Consider the following 16,193-nt stretch of genomic DNA (forward strand, 5'->3'; position numbering starts at 1 on the left):
ACGAAGGCCTCGATCCGGTACTACTGGCCCTCGCTTCTGACCGGCCCCGCCAACCGCCTACCCACCACGCACGAAAGAAGACCATGACACACCAAACAATCGCCCCTCTGGACGGCGTCCGGGTCCTGGAACTCGGTAACTACATCGCCGCACCCACAGCCGGCAGGCTGCTGGCCGACTTCGGCGCGGAGGTCATCAAGGTGGAGCGGCCCGGCACGGGCGATGAACTGCGCAACTGGCGCCTGCACAAGGGCAACACGTCCATGCTGTACCGCACGCTGAACCGCAACAAGAAGTCCGTGGTCCTGGACCTCCGCACCGACGCGGGAAAGCAGGCCGTCCTGGCGCTCGTAGCCAAGTGCGACATCCTGCTGGAGAACTTTCGGCCCGGAACCCTGGAGAAATGGGGCCTCGGCCCCGAGGTCCTCAACGCGGCGAACCCGGACCTCATCGTCACCCGCATCTCTGCCTTCGGGCAGACGGGGCCGCTGTCCGAGCGGCCCGGTTTTGCCGCCGTCGCCGAAGCTTACGGAGGGTTCCGCAACCTGGTGGGCGACCCGGACCGTGCGCCGGTTCGGGTGGGCGTCTCCATAGGAGACTCGATCGCGGGCCTGTACGCCGCCTTCGGCTCCATGATGAGCCTGTACCAGCGTGAAGCACGACGCCGGGACTCGGCTGGCGCTGTTCCGCTCACCGAACGCATCATCGACGTCGCACTGAACGAGGCCATGTTCTCCATGATGGAATCACTGATCCCGGACTACCAGGCGTACGGCGTGGACCGCCAGCGCGTGGGTGGCCGGATGGAAGGCATCGCCCCATCGAACGCCTATGTGTGCAAGGACGGCGCGAGCATTGTGGTGGCCGGCAACGGTGACTCCATTTATCAGCGGTACATGCTGACCATCGGCCGCCCGGACCTTGCCGAGGACCCTTTCCTGCAAACGAATGCCGGACGGTGGGCGAAGCGTGATGAACTGGACCAGGCCATCGGCGAGTGGGCAGCCACCCTTTCAGGTGCTGAGGCCCTCGCAGCCCTCGACACCGCCGGCGTCCCGGCCGGACCCATCTACACCGCTGCCGACATCAGCACGGACAGCCAGTACGCTGCCCGCAACATGATCCAGAAGTTCGACGTTTCCACAGGCGAGGAAATCCTCCCGGGAGTGGGCTTCCCCGGCATTGTTCCCGTGATCGGGGACCAGTCCCTGCCCATCCGGAACCTCGGCCCGGACCTGGGCGAAAACACACAAGAAATCCTTGGCGGGCTCCTGAACATGGATGCAGCACAGATCACTGCGGCATCAGGCCGTGAGGAGGCACTCCGACCATGAACCGCTTTGACAGCCCGCTGGCCACAATCCTTGGCGACACCATCCTGAGGGAAGTCACCCTGCGTGACGGGCTCCAGCTCACCGGCAAGCTCCTGCCCACCGAACAGAAGATCGAGACGGTTCGCGAACTGCTGCGCCTGGGCGTGCCCGCCATCGAGCTCGGCTCCATGGCACGCGCCGACCTCGTCCCCACCATGGCCAATACGCTGGAAGTGGTCCAGGCCCTCACCCCGGAGGAACTGGAAAAGTGCTGGATATGGGTGGCAACGCCCGGTCACGTTGCCAAGGCATCCGCCGCCGGAGCGCGGAACTTCCAGTACTGCTTGTCAGCCTCGGATTCGCACAACAAGGCCAACATAGGGCGGACCACTGATGAGAGCCTGGCCGCTTTGCCCGAGGCCGTGGAGTACGCACGTGCGGTGGATGGCCAAATCCAGCTTTGTATCGCTACGTCCTTCACCTGCCCCTTCGAGGGTTACGTTCCTGAGGAACGCATCCTCGCCATCGCCAACGACCCCCGGGCTGAAGGCACCACGGACATCGTCATCTGCGACACCCTGGGGCAAGCCGTTCCCGCGCAGGTGGCCCGGCTGATCACCCGCGTGCGGGACGAGTCCCCTGCGCGCCGGATCGTCTACCACGGCCACGACACCTGGGGTTTGGGCGTGGCGAACACACTCGCCGCGATCCAGGCCGGTGCTGCAATGGTTGACGGTGCCCTCGGGGGCCTGGGAGGCTGCCCGTTCGCTCCCGGCGCCAGCGGCAACACCTCCAGCGAAGACATCCTCTTTGCAACACGTCCCGGGTGGCTCACTCCTGGCGTCTTCGGGGAGCTTGTGGTGTTGTCCGAGAAATTGCTGGCCGAGCTGGGCGAGCCGAACCGCTCCAAGGCCGCGCAAGGAACCCGGTCCCGGGCCGAGGCCTTCGATTGGGTCATTCCTTCTGCCGTTCAGCCGACCTCCCCCGGGGGCAACTGAACAGGGGGACCCATTTCCTGGTCACCACGGCCATCCCGGAACCCGGGCTTCAGCTGCTGTCCGACGGCGGGGAAGGAACTTTCGACGCTCTGCCGCCACGGTTCCCTTGTTGGAGGAGCGCTTGGGGCGCCTTGCCACGTCTCATTAGGCCCTGCCTGCTCCGCCCGCCGCCATAAGTTCCAAGCGTCGCAGGGTCTCGCGGTTACGGCCGGCGATGAGGGGATCCCGCAGGGCCTTGGGCACTGCCTTGCCAGGACCTCGGACTGCGTCTTCGGCGATGGTGACCCTGCATTGGAGGCCTCCGAGGTCCTCCAGCGTGATCACAACCTTGGCTTCGCCCAGGGGCCAACCCCTCGCCAGGAGTTCCAATGTCCGGCCTGCTTCCATGCCCGTAACGCGGGTGCTGTCGTCGATGAGGAAGGGCCAGGATCCTACGGAATGGTGCAAGGTGGAGCCGACCTGCGGCCACTGTTCGTCGACGGCTCGGATCCTCGAGGCGCCAACAACCCAACCTGAGTAGAGCCACCCGTTGGAGATGACCTTCCAAACGTCGGCGGAGGGGGAAGGGAACAACTGCGTCACGGTGGACATGTGGATCCTCTCTGCGCAGATGTGGCCGCGGCAATGACGTTAAGCTAAGCATGCTTATTGTTTGCCCGCCAGAGGCCGCTCCCCCTTACGGGTTTGGCTTGCTGGCCTTGCCGTCCAGCCAGAGCATGTCCGACTCGTCCCGGTGAGCTCCGTCGGATCCAACGTGCTTGCTGTCGATCTTTGGGCCGTTCTTGATGACATGCACCAGCGCCATTCCATGGCCGCGGCCAAGGTCATAGTCGGCCTTGAGCCATTCAAGAATCGCTCCCGCTTTGACGGAGGGGTCCTTGAAGCCCTTGGTGTCCGCAATGTCGACCAGCTGCCGCGGGGTGAGCCCAGTCTTGTCTTCAATGGCATCGAGGTAAGCCTGAAACGACATCAGTGTCGCCTTTCGTTGTCAGTTTCGCGAACGGAGTACGTGCGGATATCGTACCCGCGACCAAGGAATCAGCACCCCTCGCCCTACACTGATCGCATGGTGTGCCGAGGGTGGCGTTCATTTGCTGTGGGTATGGCCGTGGCTGTGGCTATGCCCCTCTTGGCCGCGTGCGACTCCCGCGATTCCGGGTCGCAGCCCACCAGAGGAAGCGCCGCCCCCATTACCGTTGAGATCAACCAGTCCAGGGACCAATACGGCAAGATGGCCATCCTGATACAGCTCACCAACACCACGGACACGCCCCTCACGGTTACCGGAGCACAGGTGGATTCGTCCTTGTTCGACGGCGGCATCTTCTGGCAGCCATCGAAAGACGGACTTGAATTGCCGCCCCAGCAGCCCAAAAGCATTCCCGCAGAATTGCCGGCAGCCGCTTGCGGAGCGCCGGCAGATGCTTCCGCCACAATCAAGGCAAAGCTCAATTACTCCGAATCAAGCAAAGAGCCCGTAGAGGAGACCGCCGACGCGACCGATCCTTACGGCGTCCTGGCCAGAAACGCCAGCGAGCTGTGCCTCGCTGCAGAAGCCGCCGCCGTCGCCACCATGGTGTTGGACCCCGGACTTGAGGTGGCAGCGGACGGCAGCACCGCCGTCGTGCGTCTCGTCGTCACTCCGGCCGGCGCCACGCAGAGCCTCACGATTGAGTCCATCGACGGGACCACCCTCCTGGCGGAGACACCCTCTGATCCCTGGCCCCGGAACGTCACCATCGCATCCGGGGACGCCGTCCGCGAACTGGCCTTGCGCATCCGGCCTGCACGCTGCGATCCACACGCCGTCGCCGAGGACAAGGTGGGCACGCTCCTGCCGTTGAGGGTCAAAGTGGGGGAACGGCAGGGCTTGGTGAAAATTGCGGCGTCACCTGAGCTGCGCGGCCGCATTTACGACTTCGTCACTGCCGCCTGCGTCCCAGCAGGTTAAGACGGGCTTAGCCGAGGGTAGCCAAAGCTTGGGGAGCGCACTCCACCGTGACCTTGACGTCGGCCTCCACGGTCTTCACTTCGCCGTCCATTTGGTACGGCAACGGCTTAAGCGTGGTGAATTCGTAGCTGCTCACACTCGGCTGATCACCCAACCCCTGCGTCGTGGCCTTGAGGGCAGTCAACAGAACACGCCATTTGGGCATGTGCGGGAAGACGATGACTTCAAACTTCCCATCGGACGGGTGCTGCTCTGCTTCACTCAACGTGGCGTACTTGGCCATCTCATTGATATTGGCGAAGACAAGGCTGTCGAATTTGCGGCGCTTCCCGTCAGATTGGCGAATGGCGAAGGGCTGGAACTCGGAGAAGGTCTTGATGACGGTGACCATCTCCTTCAAGGCCCCCTTGCTCCCCTTTTCCAGTTCAGTTGCTACAACGGGGGTGAGTCCGAATCCTATATACGAATGCGCATATTCGAAGGGTTCATTCTCCTTTTGGCCGGTATGGATACGGAGAAGGTCAATGTTGTGAACGTGGCCCTCTGCAATGGCCTCTTCCAAGGGTTTGGTGCCGATAATCCGGCTGTGGTCGTTGGCATTTCCCGCGGCCAGTACTGCCGCTACGGCCCTCGGGTTTTCGGCTTGCATCACACCATTGACCACCTCGTTGTAGCCGCCATCGCCGCTCACCGAGACCACAAGGACATCGCCGCCCTTGGCAGCGGCATCCCGCGCCAGATCGACGGCGTGGCCGGCATGTTCCGTTGGTTGAAGGGTGATTTCGGGCTGGTACGTGAGGAGTTCCTTCAACCGGTCCTGCAACTGCTGCGCCAGCTCAGGCGCATCACCTGTGCTGTTGGGGTTGAAGATAATGACGATCGACTCAAAGGTCCGGGCAGAATCCACGCTGTGCTCCTGATTCATTGCGAGGTCCCTTTTCAGGCGGTAGTTTCCCTCGGAGGTTCCCATAGTATTCGCAATGCGATGGGGGTTTCGGATGAACACTGAACGTGAAAACATGAAAACGGGTTTCCGGAAGCGGAAATCAACGTCAATCAGCCTGACGCAGTCCGATGCTGCGTCAGCAGTGGGGAAGGCCAATGGAAGACTCACGCCAGACGGCACGAACGCTGATCCTGGAACACGAGATCACCGTGGACGATTTGTGGGCTTGGTATTGGGCCAACGGTGGGAACGCCCGGCCTTGGGACTTCGACGCCTACCTCTTTGGAATCGAAGAGCGCGATCCTTTCGACCTGAAAATTCTCACGTGGGCCATGGAAGACCTCGACGCCCGCTCGTTGCTCTGATTACTTCCGACCTATCGCCGCGCCTCCATCAGGTGCCGGGTCGAGTGGGCGATGAAGGGGTTTCCCGCCCGCATCTGCCCATCCAGCTCCCTGAGCTTGCCCAGGTAGCGTTCTGCTGAGAAGTCGGGGACCCACCACACACATTTGCGCAGGATCCACACCACTGCGCCCACATCGAAGAACTCCATCCGGCACCGGGCTGTGCGGAGGTCCGTGACAGTGAGCCCAGCTGCTTCGGCGGCCGCTGCCTCGGCCACGGAGTCACGGCCCTTCCTCTGTTCAGGCAGCGGACCGAGGAAGTGCTCAATCAGTTCGAAGGCCGACGCCGGGCCAACGTGCTGGGCGAAATAGTGGCCACCAGGTATCAGCACCCTGCGGATTTCCTCCCAGTCGGGGCTGACAGGGTGCCGCGCACTCACAAGCTCGAAGGACTCGTCGGGGAAGGGCAAGCCCGAACCGTCAGTTGTCTCAACAATGTCCACCCCGCGGGGGCCAAGCCGGTCCCGGGCCCGCTGGGCGTTGGGTGGCCATCCCTCGGTTGCAGCCATGCGTTCGGGGAACCTCGCGGCCTCCGAGAGCACCTCCCCACCGCCGGTGTCCAGATCAAGGGCACTCCGGACGGTGGCAAGACGGCCCGCCAGAAGCGTCGCGAATCCCCACGGCGGCCGTTCTTCGGTAGCGCGCCCGTCCAACCAGCTGAATCCCCAGCCGTTGACGTCGGCTTCAACAGCCTCCTGGACCAAGGTCTCAAAATCGCGCATCAGTGTCCCTCCTTCTTTTCGGCCGCAAGCTTTTCGGCCGCAAGCCGGGCAGCAACCCTCGCGATCAGAACGTAAGGGATCGGCTTGGCCAGTGGAAACTTCAAGGTTCCTTTTCCTAAGACGAACTGTTCCATCTCTGCGTTCAGGTTTTCGTCCTCACGTGGAATCGGATACACCGAGATGTGGTGCGCCCATGCGGCGAAGTACACCACGTAGTGCCCGTCGATGGTGATGGTGGGTATGTCGTAGCTGATCATTTCCCCGGCACCGGGCACAGCAGCGTGAATGCACCTGCGGATCTCTTCGAGGATCGGCTGAGTGTCTTCGTGCTGGGCAGATATATAGGCGTCCACTGTTGGATATTTCGCGGCCATCGTCATTTCTCCCTACGGTTCAGCTCTCGCCGGGGAACCGGCCGCCGATCAGCCTGGTCATGTGTTCAGCGGTAGCGAGCAAGGGCTCAACCCAGGCCTCGCACGTCTCCAACGGCATGCGAAGGGTTGGTCCGCTGATGGTCACGGCGCCCACCAAGCCAGCGGCCGAATCGAAGACCGGGGCGGACAGGCCTGAAGCGCCGTCTTCCCGCTCACCCACCGTGATCGCGAATCCATCGGCGTGGGTCTTCTTGACCGCGGCTTCCAGTTCTTCGGAGCTGGTGATGGTGAAGTCCGTGATTGATTCCAGGGGGTCGCGGAGGACAGCTTCCAACAGCTCAGGAGACCAAGCCAACAAGACCCGGCCTGCCGAACCTGCGTGGAGCGGGACGATCTTGCCCAGGTGCATCTCCCGGCGTAGCGCGTGATGCGTGTCAGCCATAGCCACGCACACCCTGTAGTGCTGCTCGGCTTTGAAGAAGCATGCAGTCTCGCCGGTGGTGTCCCGCAGCGTCTTGAGCAGCGGACTCAGGATGTCCACCACTTCCATCCCCCGGGTTGCAGGCGCCGCCCAGTACGCCATTCTCATGCCGATCCTGTAGGCGTCGCCCTCCCGGTCAAGGAAGCCTTGCGTTGTCAGATTCGTGACCAGCCGCTGCACCGTTGAGGTGGGCATTCCGGTGAACTCGCGGATATCGGCCAACTGCAACACTGGGTTCGACAAGGAAAAGGCGTCCAAAATGGACGTGATCTTGCCCAGAACGAGCAATGGGTTGCCGTTGGCCCTCGCGGAAGCATCGGATGCTGACATAGGACTCACGCTAAACGCTGCAAGGGAGTCGCGCCAATCCCGCCGGTAGGGTTGCAGCATGGGGACAGTTCTGGAGGCCGAGGGCCTGCTTGTGGGGTATGCCGGGGCTCCGGTGTGCGGTGAAGTTTCTGCGTCCGTGGACGCTGGCGAAGTCTTGGGAGTCGTAGGCGTCAACGGCGCCGGGAAGTCCACGGTAGCCCGGACCATCGCGGGACGGCAGGCTTCCCTGGCGGGGGACGTGAAAGTCCATGGGCTCCTCATAGATCCCGACGCCATACCCTTCCGCCGGCAGGTATCCGCGGTCTTCGACGACGACCTCTTCTTCCCTTCGCTCACTGTCCGGGAGCACCTGCTCCTTGTTGCCCGCGGGCATTCCCTCGATGATCCTGAAGCACGGGTGGAGGACGAGCTGGAATTCTTCGGGCTGCTGGGCAGGTCCCATGCCATCCCGGATGCTCTCTCTTCCGGTCAACGGCGCAGGCTGTTGCTCGCCGCTGGACTCATCCGCCCGTCGTCGCTCCTGATCCTTGACGAGCCCGAACAACGGCTCGATCCCCGGATGCGGGTGGCGCTCGGCGAACGCATAGCGGCGCATGCCAAAGAAGGTGGCGCAGTAGTCCTGGTGACCCACGATCCGCAGTTGCTGCTCGCCACGGCCTCCACGTGTTTGGTCATTGACGAGGAAGTCCAGGAATTCGATCCTGAGCAGGGGGCCTCGATCATTGCCGGGTCCTGACACAGTCACCCTTTCCCCGTCCACGCAGGGCCGGGAACTTGCCGCCGCAATTGTCCGCTTCACCCACCGGTCCTCCCGACGCTACAAGCGCAGCCGGACCTCATGGGGCGAACGCTTCGTCGATGCCTACAGCTGGGGCCTGGGAATCGGCGTTTCCCTGACCATCGCTGCCTCGTTTGTCCTGGCGTTGCGCAACGAGATTGCTGACCGGGCTTCCACCGCAAACGGCATCATCCGGACGCAGTGGCTCGTCCTGCCGGAAGAGGTGCTGTGGACGTCCGTGACCTTCGCGGCCCTCCTGGTCATCGGCAACCTGGCCCGCAAGCTCGGTCCGATGACCGTGAACGGAGCCGAGGGCAGCTGGTGGCTGACGCTACCGATCGACCGCCGGCCCATGGTCCTGCCGCCGTTCCTCCGCAAAGTCGTACTCACTGCGGCTGGTTCGGCAATCATCTACTTGCCCTTCAGCATGGTGACCTTCGTTGACCGCGCTCCCAGGGAGCACCTGCTCGCTTCGTTGTCTTTCGGCGCTGCCGGGGCCATTGCGCTGGTTCTGGCAGCCCTGCAACAGCTTCGTTTGCTGTCACCGCGGATTGGCAAAGCAACGACGGCGGCGGTCCTGCTTGGGTGCTCGATCCTTCCCGCGCTGGCATCGTCCCCGTGGCCAACAGCGTTGGTCGGCGCGGCCGCCGTCGGACTCCTGTCGCTTGTCGTGCCGCGTGCCGGGCAGGTGCGGGGCGAAGAACTGGTCCGGGGCGGAGCCGTGGCCGGTCACGCCGGAGCGTCCCTGTTCATGATGGACTCCAACGAGGTGCTGCGCGCATTGAGCGGAGGCCGTCAAAGCGTCGACGGCGGCAGGGCAGCCAGGTTCTACGCCCGGCCCGCCGGCGGACCGCTGAGGGCCCTGATCCGCGCCGATGTAGTTGCCTTCCTCCGACTCAATCCCCCGCTGATGCCACCAATCCTGTGGCTTGCTGCCTGCATCGCCATGTTGCTCGTGGAAGGCGGGCTGCCGGAATTCGCCCAATTGGCGGTCATCGTGATCGCAGGGTGTGCCACGGCTTCCGGTATGGGAAGTGTGGCCCGCAAGACTGCCCTGGTTCCGGAACTCGACGCACTCCTGCCATTGCACCCGGCACTGGTAAGGACCAGCCGGACGCTCATGCCATGCGCTGCGATGGCACTCTGGATGGCGATCCTGAGCGGGCTGCTGGTTCTGCTCGGTGCTGCGGATCCCTGGCTCATCGGTGTCGGCGCCCTTGCAGGTGTTGGCATGGGCGCAGGCACGCTCCGCGCGGCCACCAGAACACCGCCGGACTGGACGGCTCCCCCGGTTGAAACTCCGTTCGGCCCCGTTCCCCGTGCTCAACTCGGCTCGTTGATGCGCGGCCTGGACGTGACAGTCCTGGCGACCATACCGCTGGTGGTGGCGTTGTACCTCGGCTACGTTCCGCTGCTGGTGGTGATGGTGCAGGCCGTTTTCAGTGCCGGGATCTTCCTTGTGGTGGTGCTGACCCGGGCCAAGAGGTCCTAGCCAGGATTTACAGCAGCACCGTGCCTTGGATGCACGTGGCCGACGCTCCGCCTACCCAGATCTCTCCGTCTTCTGCTTTGACGTGGACCCGGCCGGCCCTGCCCAACGCAGTGCCTTGGGCAGCTATGTACTCCCGGGGTGCCCTGCCGCTGCCGATCAACCATTGGGCTGCGCCGGCATTGAAGCTGCCCGTGACCGGGTCCTCCACCATGGCGTCGCCCGGAATGAAGGTGCGCACTTCGAAGTCGACGGCGGCACCCGGCTCGTGCGGGCCGATCACCCCGACCTTGAGGTCACCCATGGCCACGAGGTCCGGTTCGATGGACAGCACCTGCTCGGCTGATCCAAGGAGCACGCCGATCCACTCCGGGCCGTTGACCAGCCACGATGCATCCAAAAGTGCGTCCTCAGGAAGCCGCAATCCGGCAGCGAGCTGGGCACGGACGCCGCCGTCCACCGGGCCGAAGCGTGTCAGCGGCGGTGCAGCGAAAGCCAGCCTGCCGGCGTCGTGCTTCACCCGAACCAAACCCGCACCGCATTCCTGAACCAGGACGCCGTCAGTCTTGGGCACTCCCCCGGCCTGGAGCCACGTGTGCGCCGAACCCAGCGTGGGGTGACCGGCGAACGGGAACTCCTCGCTGCCCGTGAAGATCCGTACTTTGTAGTCAGCCTGGGGGTCAGTAGGAGGCAGGAGGAACGTGGTCTCGGAAAGATTGGTCCAATGGGCGAAGTGCTGCATTCTCTCGCTGCTGAGGCCTTCCGCGTCGACCACGACGGCCAACGGGTTGCCGAGGTAAGGCTGGTCGGAGAAGACGTCCACTTGGTGGAACGGGCGGCTGCGCAGGGCTTCTGAAGTCACCGCTGCAGGCTATCACCGCTTGCTGGCGGGCCTGCCCCGCGTCTGCGAAACTACCAGCATGGCAGAGAACAAGACCCAGCCCACGGACGTGTCCGTGGAAGAATTCCTGGCCTCCGTGGAACATCCGAAGCGGCGCGAAGACGGTTTCGAGTTGCTGGACATGATGCGGGACATCACCGGGCAGGAAGCCGTGATGTGGGGTCCTACGATCGTCGGATTCGGCAGCTATCACTACAAGTACGACAGCGGTCGCGAAGGTGACGCCGCCGCCGTCGGCTTCTCACCACGCAAGGCAAACCTGGTCCTCTACGGAGTCACGGAAGGCCCTGACGCGGACCGCCTGCTCCCCGAACTCGGCAAGCACAAAACCAGCACCGCATGCCTCTACGTGAACAAACTGGACGACGTGGACCGCGGTGTCCTCGCCGAGATGATCCGCACGGGCTACCACCACGTCATGGACGAATTCCACACACCTTAGGTCTCCCGCCGAACAAAAAGGCCCCCACCACCGGAATCCGGTGATGGGGGCCTTCAGGTGCAGTCAGAGACTACTTTGCTGCAACGACCTCGAGGTCGATGACAGCGGAAACATCCTCGTGCAGGCGAACGTTGGCCGTGTACGAACCGACAGACTTGATGTGGTTCGGCAGTTCAACGTTGCGCTTGTCGATGGCGCCAAGGCCAGCGGCCTCAACAGCAGCAGCGACATCAGCAGGCTTGACGGTGCCGAAGAGACGACCGGACTCGCCGGCCTTCACCTCGAGCTTGACCTTCTTGGAGGACAGAGCCTGGGCCTGTGCCTGAGCAGCTTCGACAGAAGCGTGGGCACGAGCAGCGCGGGCAGCCTTGATGGACTCAACCTGCTTCTCGCCACCCTTGGTCCAGGTCAGAGCGAAGCCGCGGGGCAGCAGGAAGTTACGTGCGTAACCGTCCTTGACCTCGACAACGTCGCCAGCAGCACCGAGACCGGTTACTTCGTGGGTCAGAATGAGCTTTGCCATGTTAGTTAATCCCTTCCCTTAGCCGCGGCCAGCGCCGGAGTAAGGCAGCAGAGCAACTTCGCGGGCGTTCTTGATTGCCTGGGCGATCTTGCGCTGTTCCTGAACGGTAACGCCAGTGACGCGACGAGCGCGGATCTTTCCGCGGTCGGAGATGAACTTGCGCAGCAGTGCTACGTCCTTGTAGTCGATGACAGTGATGTCAGCGGCCTTCAAGGGGTTGGACTTTGGTTTGGGCTTACGGAGTTCAGCCTTAGCCATCGTGGAGCTCCTTTTCTATGGAGCCCGTGGATATTGATCCACGGGATGGTGGTGTTCGACGGCGGTTGGCACCTTGGTGCCTTGCGGCAGTTCCGGTGAGTGTCCGGCGTCGGACTTTTATTTTTTGTTTAGAAGGGAGGTTCGGAATCGGGGCCGTTGCCCCAGCCGCCAGCGTTGCTGACACCGGGCGTAGCCCAGGGGTCATCCTGCTGTTGTGCGGGCTGGTTGCCGCCCCAGGTTCCACCGGAGTTGCCGCCGCCTTGGTTTCCACCGGGAGCGCCACCTCCAAAGCCACCGGAGTTACCGGCGTTACCGCCACCAAAGCCACCCTGGCCACCGCCGGAGCGCTGGGTTCGGTTGACCTTGGCGTTTGCGTAACGCAGGCTGGGGCCGATTTCGTCGACCTCAAGCTCGATTACGGTGCGCTTTTCGCCTTCTTTGGTTTCGTAAGAACGGCTCTTCAAACGGCCGGAAACGATGACGCGCATGCCCTTTGTGAGGGACTCGGCCACGTTCTCAGCTGCTTCTCGCCATACCGATGCGCGGAGGAACAGGGTTTCCCCGTCCTTCCACTCATTGGACTGGCGGTCAAAGGTCCGGGGAGTAGAAGCGATGGTGAAGTTCGCTACTGCTGAGCCAGACGGGGTGAACCGCAGCTCGGGGTCATTGGTGAGATTACCGATGACCGTAATAGTGGTTTCGCCTGCCATCTACTGCCTCCTTGTTCGTTCCTGCGTAGTAAAGATCTTGAAGGGGCTGATTACTCAGCAACGACCTTCTGGTCTTCAGGGCGGATGATCTTGGTGCGCATGATCGTCTCGTTGAGAGACAGCTGGCGATCAAGTTCCTTGGCGGTAGCCGGTGCTGCGGTGAAGTTCACCACTGCGTAGATACCTTCGGACTTCTTCTTGATGTCGTATGCCAGACGGCGACGGCCCCAGATGTCAACCTTTTCGATGGTTCCACCATCGGTGGTGATGACATTGAGGAACTTCTGAAGCGACGACTCTACGGTACGCTCTTCGACCTCGGGGTCGATGATTACCATCAATTCGTAAGGACGCATATGTGAACCCACCTCCTTTGGGCTAAGCGGTTACGGTATTTCCGTAACAGGAGGTTCATTTGCGATGCTGTGGCTCACTCCCCCGCCGAAGACTCGGAAGGAGGGCGCAACACAGACTTCAATATCTTAGTGCATCTCCTGCACCCAAAGCTATTCGAGGGGATCCGGAGCTGGAACCGGCCGGATTGCGTATGTGGATAACCCAGCGCCGGGGCACGGAATACTGGGACCATGACCACCCTGAAGTCCATCGTCCTCTTCGTTTTGGCTGCCGTCGCAGAAATCGGTGGGGCCTGGCTCATTTGGCAGGCCGTGCGTGAAGGCAAGGCCTGGTGGTGGGCAGGACTGGGCATCCTGGCCCTGGGGATCTACGGATTCTTTGCCGCTTTCCAGCCCGACGCCCACTTTGGCCGCGTTCTGGCCGCGTACGGTGGCGTGTTCATTGTGGGTTCGCTGGCGTGGGGAATGCTGATGGACGGCTTCCGACCGGACCGCTGGGACATCATCGGCGCCGCAATCTGCGTAGTAGGCGTCGCCGTGATCATGTTTGCCCCGCGCTCAGGCGCGTAGGCCAGCACCCGGACGCCTCGGCCATAGACGACAAAACCCCCGGAAGATGACCTTCCGGGGGTTTCCGTGTGCGCGGAGGGGGACTTGAACCCCCACCCCCTTTCGAGGACTAGCACCTCAAGCTAGCGCGTCTGCCATTCCGCCACCCGCGCAAGGTGATCAGGAGAACCAGCGTTTCGTTTTTCTCCTCGACAGCGACAAAGACACTAACACGAGGAACGGCAATCCGTGGATTCCTGTCCCCGTGATGGCGTCCCGCTAGGGTGGGGCCATGGATGCCACACCCCTGAACACCCTTGTCCTAACGGTCGTCTTCGCCGCAATCGGGCTGTATGCCCTGTACTACGTGATCCGCGCCGGCGTCCGGGACGGCATCCTCCAGGCAGACAAGAAGCGCGAAACGTCACCCCGAACAGACATTCCCACTGGCTAGGCTGTGCACATGGACAAGGTCAGGGTGAGGCGGAGCCGGCCGCGCTTCGTCGTCATGGTTCTAGCCGGCGCCGTGGCCTTCGTCGTCACTGGAGTCCCAGGCAACTGGGTGGATGCACCGGCCGTCGGCTGGGCCGTGGCAGCGCTTGTCTACGTGGCCTGGGTGTGGCTGGTGATCGCCCGCCTCGATCCGGCCCAGACTGAACAACACGCCACCTCCGAGGACCCTTCCAGGGGAGTCACGGACCTGCTGATACTCGTGGCAAACCTTGCCAGCCTTGCCGCTGTGGCCGCCGTGATCGTCAATTCGCATACGGAAGGAACGGGCGCCCGCCTGTCTTCTGCGGCTCTCGCGCTGGCCTGCGTGGCACTGTCCTGGATGCTGGTCCAAACGCTCTTCACCCTGCGTTACGCGGAGCTCTACTACAGCCCGGAGGCCGACGCCGGCGGTGAAGTGGGCGGCATCAGCTTCAACCAGGACCGCCCGCCCCAGTACACGGACTTTGCCTATCTCGCCACCAGCTTGGGGATGACTTACCAGGTATCGGACACCAACATTGGCAACCACCGGATCCGCGCCGAAGCCCTGAAGCACAGCCTGCTGTCCTACCTCTTCGGCACTGTCATCCTGGCCGTCACCATCAACCTGGTCATCGGGCTGGCGCAGTAGCCGCTGCTTGGTCCCGTTAAAGCGAAACGGGACAACCGCCGTCGAACATTGACGGCAGCTGCCCCGCGGTAAAGACGCTTACGACGCCGGCCCGGAACCAACCTCGGAGCGCTCGGCTTCCGCTGTAGTCGCCCGGGGCGGGGTTGCTCCACGCTTGCGGTAGCGGAACACGCCGATGGCTACGACGACAGCTGCCAGTGCGAGGGACAGGAACAGGGACTCACGGGTGGATTCGATGATGACCATCCCGATAATCAGCGCCACGATGGCAGCGATGGCGATCCACGTGAGGTACGGGAAGAACCACATTTTGAGATCGAGGTCCTTGGCTGCTGCACCCATTCGCTTGCGCAGGATGAGCTGCGAGGTCGCGATGACCAGCCAAACGAAGAGCGCGATGGCACCGGAGGTGTTCACGAGGAACAGGAACACCGTGTCCGGGGCGATGTAGTTGAGGCCAACGGTGACGAACCCAACCACGGTGGACGCGAGGACAGCTGCAGCCGGAACGCCGCGCTTGGAGATCTTCATCCACGACCTGGGAGCATCGCCACGCTGGGAGAGAGAGAACAGCATGCGGCTGGCCGTGTACAGGCCGGAGTTCAGGCAGGAGAGCACCGAGGTGAGGACAACGATGTCCATGATGGTGCCCGCGCCCGGGATGCCGTAGAGCTCGATGACGGCAACGTAGGGGCTCTTGGCAACAGAGGCGTCGTTCCAAGGCAGGAGCGTCACCACGATGGCGATGGATCCGATGTAGAAGATCAGGATGCGCCACACCGTGGACTTCACGGCCTTCTTGACGGCGTCCACGGGGTTCTCGGATTCGCCGGCTGCAATGGTGGCGATTTCGGCGCCGAAGAACGAGAAGACCACCACGAGGATGCCCGCCAGGACAGCGCCCGGCCCATTCGGCATGAAACCACCCTGATCCAGGAGGTTCGCAACGCCAGGTGCGGAAACGCCCGGCATCAGGCCAAGGATCGCGGCAATACCGGCGAGGAGGAAGATCACGATTGCAGCGACCTTGATGGACGCGAACCAGAACTCAAACTCGCCGTAGGACTTCACCGAGCCGAGGTTCGTCAGGGTCAGGAGGACCATGAGAACCAATGCCCAGATCCATTGATCGACGCCGGGAACCCAGCGGTGCATGATGGCGGCGCCCGCCGTTGCCTCGATGCCGAGGACGATGATCCAGAACCACGCATAGAGCCAGCCAATACTGAACCCTGCCCAACGGCCAAGGGCTTTATCAGCGTATGTGGAGAACGAGCCGGTTTCAGGGTTGGCCGCAGCCATCTCACCAAGCATGCGCATGACGAGAATGACCACGAGGCCTGCGGCCAGGTAGGCCACGAGGATGCCCGGGCCAGCCTGCTGAATGGCAGCGCCGGAGCCTACGAACAGACCTGCTCCAATGACGCCGGCGATGGCAATCATGGACAGGTGGCGCGGCTTCAGGGACTTGGAAAGCTGTTGGTCAGCGTGCATGGATCGGCGCCGTCCTTTAGGTTTTGGGAATTGGCCTCAGTGGTGTGCCAC

At 62.8% G+C, this 16,193-nt stretch carries 22 protein-coding genes and 1 tRNA gene; 10 read left to right on the top strand and 13 right to left on the bottom strand.

The features are described 5' to 3' along the window. Nucleotides 1-83: 83 nt before the first annotated feature. Complete coding sequence (locus J3D46_RS04040) at nt 84-1,334, top strand: CaiB/BaiF CoA-transferase family protein (protein WP_253465213.1); 1,251 nt, start codon at nt 84-86, stop codon at nt 1,332-1,334. Further along, nucleotides 1,331-2,311, top strand: a complete 981-nt coding sequence (locus J3D46_RS04045; protein WP_253465215.1) for a hydroxymethylglutaryl-CoA lyase — start codon at nt 1,331-1,333, stop codon at nt 2,309-2,311. The genes J3D46_RS04040 and J3D46_RS04045 overlap by 4 nt, the downstream gene beginning before the upstream one ends. Nucleotides 2,312-2,455: 144 nt before the next feature. Here the strand turns inward: J3D46_RS04045 and J3D46_RS04050 are convergent, their stop codons facing one another. Together J3D46_RS04050 and J3D46_RS04055 are read right to left on the bottom strand one after the other, a co-directional pair. Further along, nucleotides 2,456-2,902, bottom strand: coding sequence for an SRPBCC family protein (locus J3D46_RS04050; protein WP_231341467.1), 447 nt, complete (start codon nt 2,900-2,902; stop codon nt 2,456-2,458). An 85-nt stretch (nt 2,903-2,987) separates the two neighbouring features. Then, nucleotides 2,988-3,281, bottom strand: a complete 294-nt coding sequence (locus tag J3D46_RS04055; RefSeq protein WP_231341466.1) for a DUF4287 domain-containing protein — start codon at nt 3,279-3,281, stop codon at nt 2,988-2,990. Between the two features lie 150 nt (nt 3,282-3,431). Between J3D46_RS04055 and J3D46_RS04060 the strand changes: the two genes are divergently transcribed. Next, complete coding sequence (locus J3D46_RS04060) at nt 3,432-4,262, top strand: hypothetical protein (protein WP_253469138.1); 831 nt, start codon at nt 3,432-3,434, stop codon at nt 4,260-4,262. A 7-nt stretch (nt 4,263-4,269) separates the two neighbouring features. Here J3D46_RS04060 and J3D46_RS04065 read toward each other — a convergent pair whose 3' ends face one another. Next, nucleotides 4,270-5,169 carry a diacylglycerol kinase family protein gene (locus J3D46_RS04065; RefSeq protein WP_308292037.1) on the bottom strand — a complete coding sequence of 300 codons (900 nt, stop codon included), beginning with the start codon at nt 5,167-5,169 and terminating at the stop codon, nt 4,270-4,272. Nucleotides 5,170-5,363: 194 nt separating this feature from the next. Between J3D46_RS04065 and J3D46_RS04070 the strand changes: the two genes are divergently transcribed. Further along, nucleotides 5,364-5,573 (top strand): hypothetical protein, encoded by a 210-nt coding sequence (locus J3D46_RS04070; RefSeq protein WP_231341463.1) that lies wholly within the window; start codon nt 5,364-5,366, stop codon nt 5,571-5,573. Between the two features lie 11 nt (nt 5,574-5,584). On the opposite strand, the gene J3D46_RS04075 is transcribed toward J3D46_RS04070, so the two are convergent. From J3D46_RS04075 to J3D46_RS04085, 3 genes are read right to left on the bottom strand one after another with little or no spacing between them, the layout of a single operon-like run. After that, nucleotides 5,585-6,334, bottom strand: coding sequence for a class I SAM-dependent methyltransferase (locus J3D46_RS04075; protein ID WP_231341462.1), 750 nt, complete (start codon nt 6,332-6,334; stop codon nt 5,585-5,587). Next, complete coding sequence (locus tag J3D46_RS04080; protein ID WP_231341461.1) at nt 6,334-6,708, bottom strand: iron chaperone; 375 nt, start codon at nt 6,706-6,708, stop codon at nt 6,334-6,336. The genes J3D46_RS04075 and J3D46_RS04080 overlap by 1 nt, the downstream gene beginning before the upstream one ends. Nucleotides 6,709-6,727: 19 nt before the next feature. After that, entirely contained in the window at nt 6,728-7,519 is a 792-nt protein-coding gene (locus tag J3D46_RS04085) for an IclR family transcriptional regulator (protein ID WP_231341460.1), read from the bottom strand. Between the two features lie 58 nt (nt 7,520-7,577). On the opposite strand from J3D46_RS04085, the gene J3D46_RS04090 reads away from it, so the two are divergent. Together J3D46_RS04090 and J3D46_RS04095 are read left to right on the top strand one after the other, a co-directional pair. Beyond that, nucleotides 7,578-8,255: an ABC transporter ATP-binding protein gene (locus J3D46_RS04090; protein WP_231341459.1), complete on the top strand. Its 678-nt coding sequence runs from the start codon at nt 7,578-7,580 to the stop codon at nt 8,253-8,255. Then, the gene (locus J3D46_RS04095; RefSeq protein WP_231341458.1) at nt 8,242-9,789 is read left to right on the top strand and encodes a DUF6297 family protein; all 1,548 of its coding nucleotides are present in this window, start codon (nt 8,242-8,244) and stop codon (nt 9,787-9,789) included. The genes J3D46_RS04090 and J3D46_RS04095 overlap by 14 nt, the downstream gene beginning before the upstream one ends. Nucleotides 9,790-9,796: 7 nt before the next feature. Here the strand turns inward: J3D46_RS04095 and J3D46_RS04100 are convergent, their stop codons facing one another. After that, entirely contained in the window at nt 9,797-10,648 is an 852-nt protein-coding gene (locus tag J3D46_RS04100; protein WP_231341457.1) for a PhzF family phenazine biosynthesis protein, read from the bottom strand. Nucleotides 10,649-10,706: 58 nt separating this feature from the next. On the opposite strand from J3D46_RS04100, the gene J3D46_RS04105 reads away from it, so the two are divergent. Beyond that, a complete protein-coding gene (locus J3D46_RS04105; RefSeq protein WP_231341456.1) occupies nt 10,707-11,129 on the top strand; it encodes a DUF1801 domain-containing protein in 423 nt (140 codons plus the stop codon). 70 nt (nt 11,130-11,199) lie between these two features. Here the strand turns inward: J3D46_RS04105 and rplI are convergent, their stop codons facing one another. The 4 genes from rplI to rpsF all read right to left on the bottom strand — a co-directional run bounded on the left by rplI (nt 11,200) and on the right by rpsF (nt 12,976). Then, nucleotides 11,200-11,652, bottom strand: a complete 453-nt coding sequence (gene rplI, locus J3D46_RS04110; protein WP_011776753.1) for a 50S ribosomal protein L9 — start codon at nt 11,650-11,652, stop codon at nt 11,200-11,202. A gap of 18 nt (nt 11,653-11,670) precedes the next feature. Continuing rightward, nucleotides 11,671-11,910 (bottom strand): 30S ribosomal protein S18, encoded by a 240-nt coding sequence (rpsR, locus tag J3D46_RS04115; RefSeq protein ID WP_003800144.1) that lies wholly within the window; start codon nt 11,908-11,910, stop codon nt 11,671-11,673. Nucleotides 11,911-12,038: 128 nt separating this feature from the next. After that, nucleotides 12,039-12,620 (bottom strand): single-stranded DNA-binding protein, encoded by a 582-nt coding sequence (locus J3D46_RS04120; RefSeq protein ID WP_011776754.1) that lies wholly within the window; start codon nt 12,618-12,620, stop codon nt 12,039-12,041. 50 nt (nt 12,621-12,670) lie between these two features. Beyond that, nucleotides 12,671-12,976: a 30S ribosomal protein S6 gene (gene rpsF / locus J3D46_RS04125; protein ID WP_011776755.1), complete on the bottom strand. Its 306-nt coding sequence runs from the start codon at nt 12,974-12,976 to the stop codon at nt 12,671-12,673. A gap of 231 nt (nt 12,977-13,207) precedes the next feature. Between rpsF and J3D46_RS04130 the strand changes: the two genes are divergently transcribed. Then, nucleotides 13,208-13,546, top strand: coding sequence for a YnfA family protein (locus J3D46_RS04130; RefSeq protein WP_231341455.1), 339 nt, complete (start codon nt 13,208-13,210; stop codon nt 13,544-13,546). Nucleotides 13,547-13,615: 69 nt separating this feature from the next. Here J3D46_RS04130 and J3D46_RS04135 read toward each other — a convergent pair. After that, nucleotides 13,616-13,698 (bottom strand) — tRNA-Leu (locus J3D46_RS04135). Between the two features lie 119 nt (nt 13,699-13,817). Here J3D46_RS04135 and J3D46_RS04140 point away from each other — a divergent pair. Continuing rightward, nucleotides 13,818-13,979 carry a hypothetical protein gene (locus tag J3D46_RS04140; protein ID WP_231341454.1) on the top strand — a complete coding sequence of 54 codons (162 nt, stop codon included), beginning with the start codon at nt 13,818-13,820 and terminating at the stop codon, nt 13,977-13,979. 9 nt (nt 13,980-13,988) lie between these two features. Next, nucleotides 13,989-14,648 (top strand): DUF1345 domain-containing protein, encoded by a 660-nt coding sequence (locus J3D46_RS04145; protein WP_231341453.1) that lies wholly within the window; start codon nt 13,989-13,991, stop codon nt 14,646-14,648. Between the two features lie 78 nt (nt 14,649-14,726). Here J3D46_RS04145 and J3D46_RS04150 read toward each other — a convergent pair whose 3' ends face one another. Then, on the bottom strand, nt 14,727-16,142 hold the full coding sequence (locus J3D46_RS04150; protein ID WP_231341452.1) for an amino acid permease: 1,416 nt from the start codon (nt 16,140-16,142) through the stop codon (nt 14,727-14,729). Nucleotides 16,143-16,193: the final 51 nt, after the last annotated feature.

The sequence above is a fragment of the Paenarthrobacter sp. A20 genome, assembly GCF_024168825.1.
Classification (GTDB): Bacteria; Actinomycetota; Actinomycetes; order Actinomycetales; family Micrococcaceae; genus Arthrobacter.

What these genes read in the sequence shown, in the direction of transcription:
- J3D46_RS04040 (WP_253465213.1), top strand. Translation starts at nt 84, where the DNA reads ATGACACACCAAACAATCGCCCCTCTGGACGGCGTCCGGGTCCTGGAA.
- J3D46_RS04045 (WP_253465215.1), top strand. Translation starts at nt 1,331, where the DNA reads ATGAACCGCTTTGACAGCCCGCTGGCCACAATCCTTGGCGACACCATC.
- J3D46_RS04050 (WP_231341467.1), bottom strand. Translation starts at nt 2,902, where the DNA reads ATGTCCACCGTGACGCAGTTGTTCCCTTCCCCCTCCGCCGACGTTTGG.
- J3D46_RS04055 (WP_231341466.1), bottom strand. Translation starts at nt 3,281, where the DNA reads ATGTCGTTTCAGGCTTACCTCGATGCCATTGAAGACAAGACTGGGCTC.
- J3D46_RS04060 (WP_253469138.1), top strand. Translation starts at nt 3,432, where the DNA reads ATGCCCCTCTTGGCCGCGTGCGACTCCCGCGATTCCGGGTCGCAGCCC.
- J3D46_RS04070 (WP_231341463.1), top strand. Translation starts at nt 5,364, where the DNA reads ATGGAAGACTCACGCCAGACGGCACGAACGCTGATCCTGGAACACGAG.
- J3D46_RS04075 (WP_231341462.1), bottom strand. Translation starts at nt 6,334, where the DNA reads ATGCGCGATTTTGAGACCTTGGTCCAGGAGGCTGTTGAAGCCGACGTC.
- J3D46_RS04080 (WP_231341461.1), bottom strand. Translation starts at nt 6,708, where the DNA reads ATGGCCGCGAAATATCCAACAGTGGACGCCTATATATCTGCCCAGCAC.
- J3D46_RS04085 (WP_231341460.1), bottom strand. Translation starts at nt 7,519, where the DNA reads ATGTCAGCATCCGATGCTTCCGCGAGGGCCAACGGCAACCCATTGCTC.
- J3D46_RS04090 (WP_231341459.1), top strand. Translation starts at nt 7,578, where the DNA reads ATGGGGACAGTTCTGGAGGCCGAGGGCCTGCTTGTGGGGTATGCCGGG.
- J3D46_RS04105 (WP_231341456.1), top strand. Translation starts at nt 10,707, where the DNA reads ATGGCAGAGAACAAGACCCAGCCCACGGACGTGTCCGTGGAAGAATTC.
- rplI (WP_011776753.1), bottom strand. Translation starts at nt 11,652, where the DNA reads ATGGCAAAGCTCATTCTGACCCACGAAGTAACCGGTCTCGGTGCTGCT.
- rpsR (WP_003800144.1), bottom strand. Translation starts at nt 11,910, where the DNA reads ATGGCTAAGGCTGAACTCCGTAAGCCCAAACCAAAGTCCAACCCCTTG.
- J3D46_RS04120 (WP_011776754.1), bottom strand. Translation starts at nt 12,620, where the DNA reads ATGGCAGGCGAAACCACTATTACGGTCATCGGTAATCTCACCAATGAC.
- rpsF (WP_011776755.1), bottom strand. Translation starts at nt 12,976, where the DNA reads ATGCGTCCTTACGAATTGATGGTAATCATCGACCCCGAGGTCGAAGAG.
- J3D46_RS04130 (WP_231341455.1), top strand. Translation starts at nt 13,208, where the DNA reads ATGACCACCCTGAAGTCCATCGTCCTCTTCGTTTTGGCTGCCGTCGCA.
- J3D46_RS04140 (WP_231341454.1), top strand. Translation starts at nt 13,818, where the DNA reads ATGGATGCCACACCCCTGAACACCCTTGTCCTAACGGTCGTCTTCGCC.
- J3D46_RS04145 (WP_231341453.1), top strand. Translation starts at nt 13,989, where the DNA reads ATGGACAAGGTCAGGGTGAGGCGGAGCCGGCCGCGCTTCGTCGTCATG.
- J3D46_RS04150 (WP_231341452.1), bottom strand. Translation starts at nt 16,142, where the DNA reads ATGCACGCTGACCAACAGCTTTCCAAGTCCCTGAAGCCGCGCCACCTG.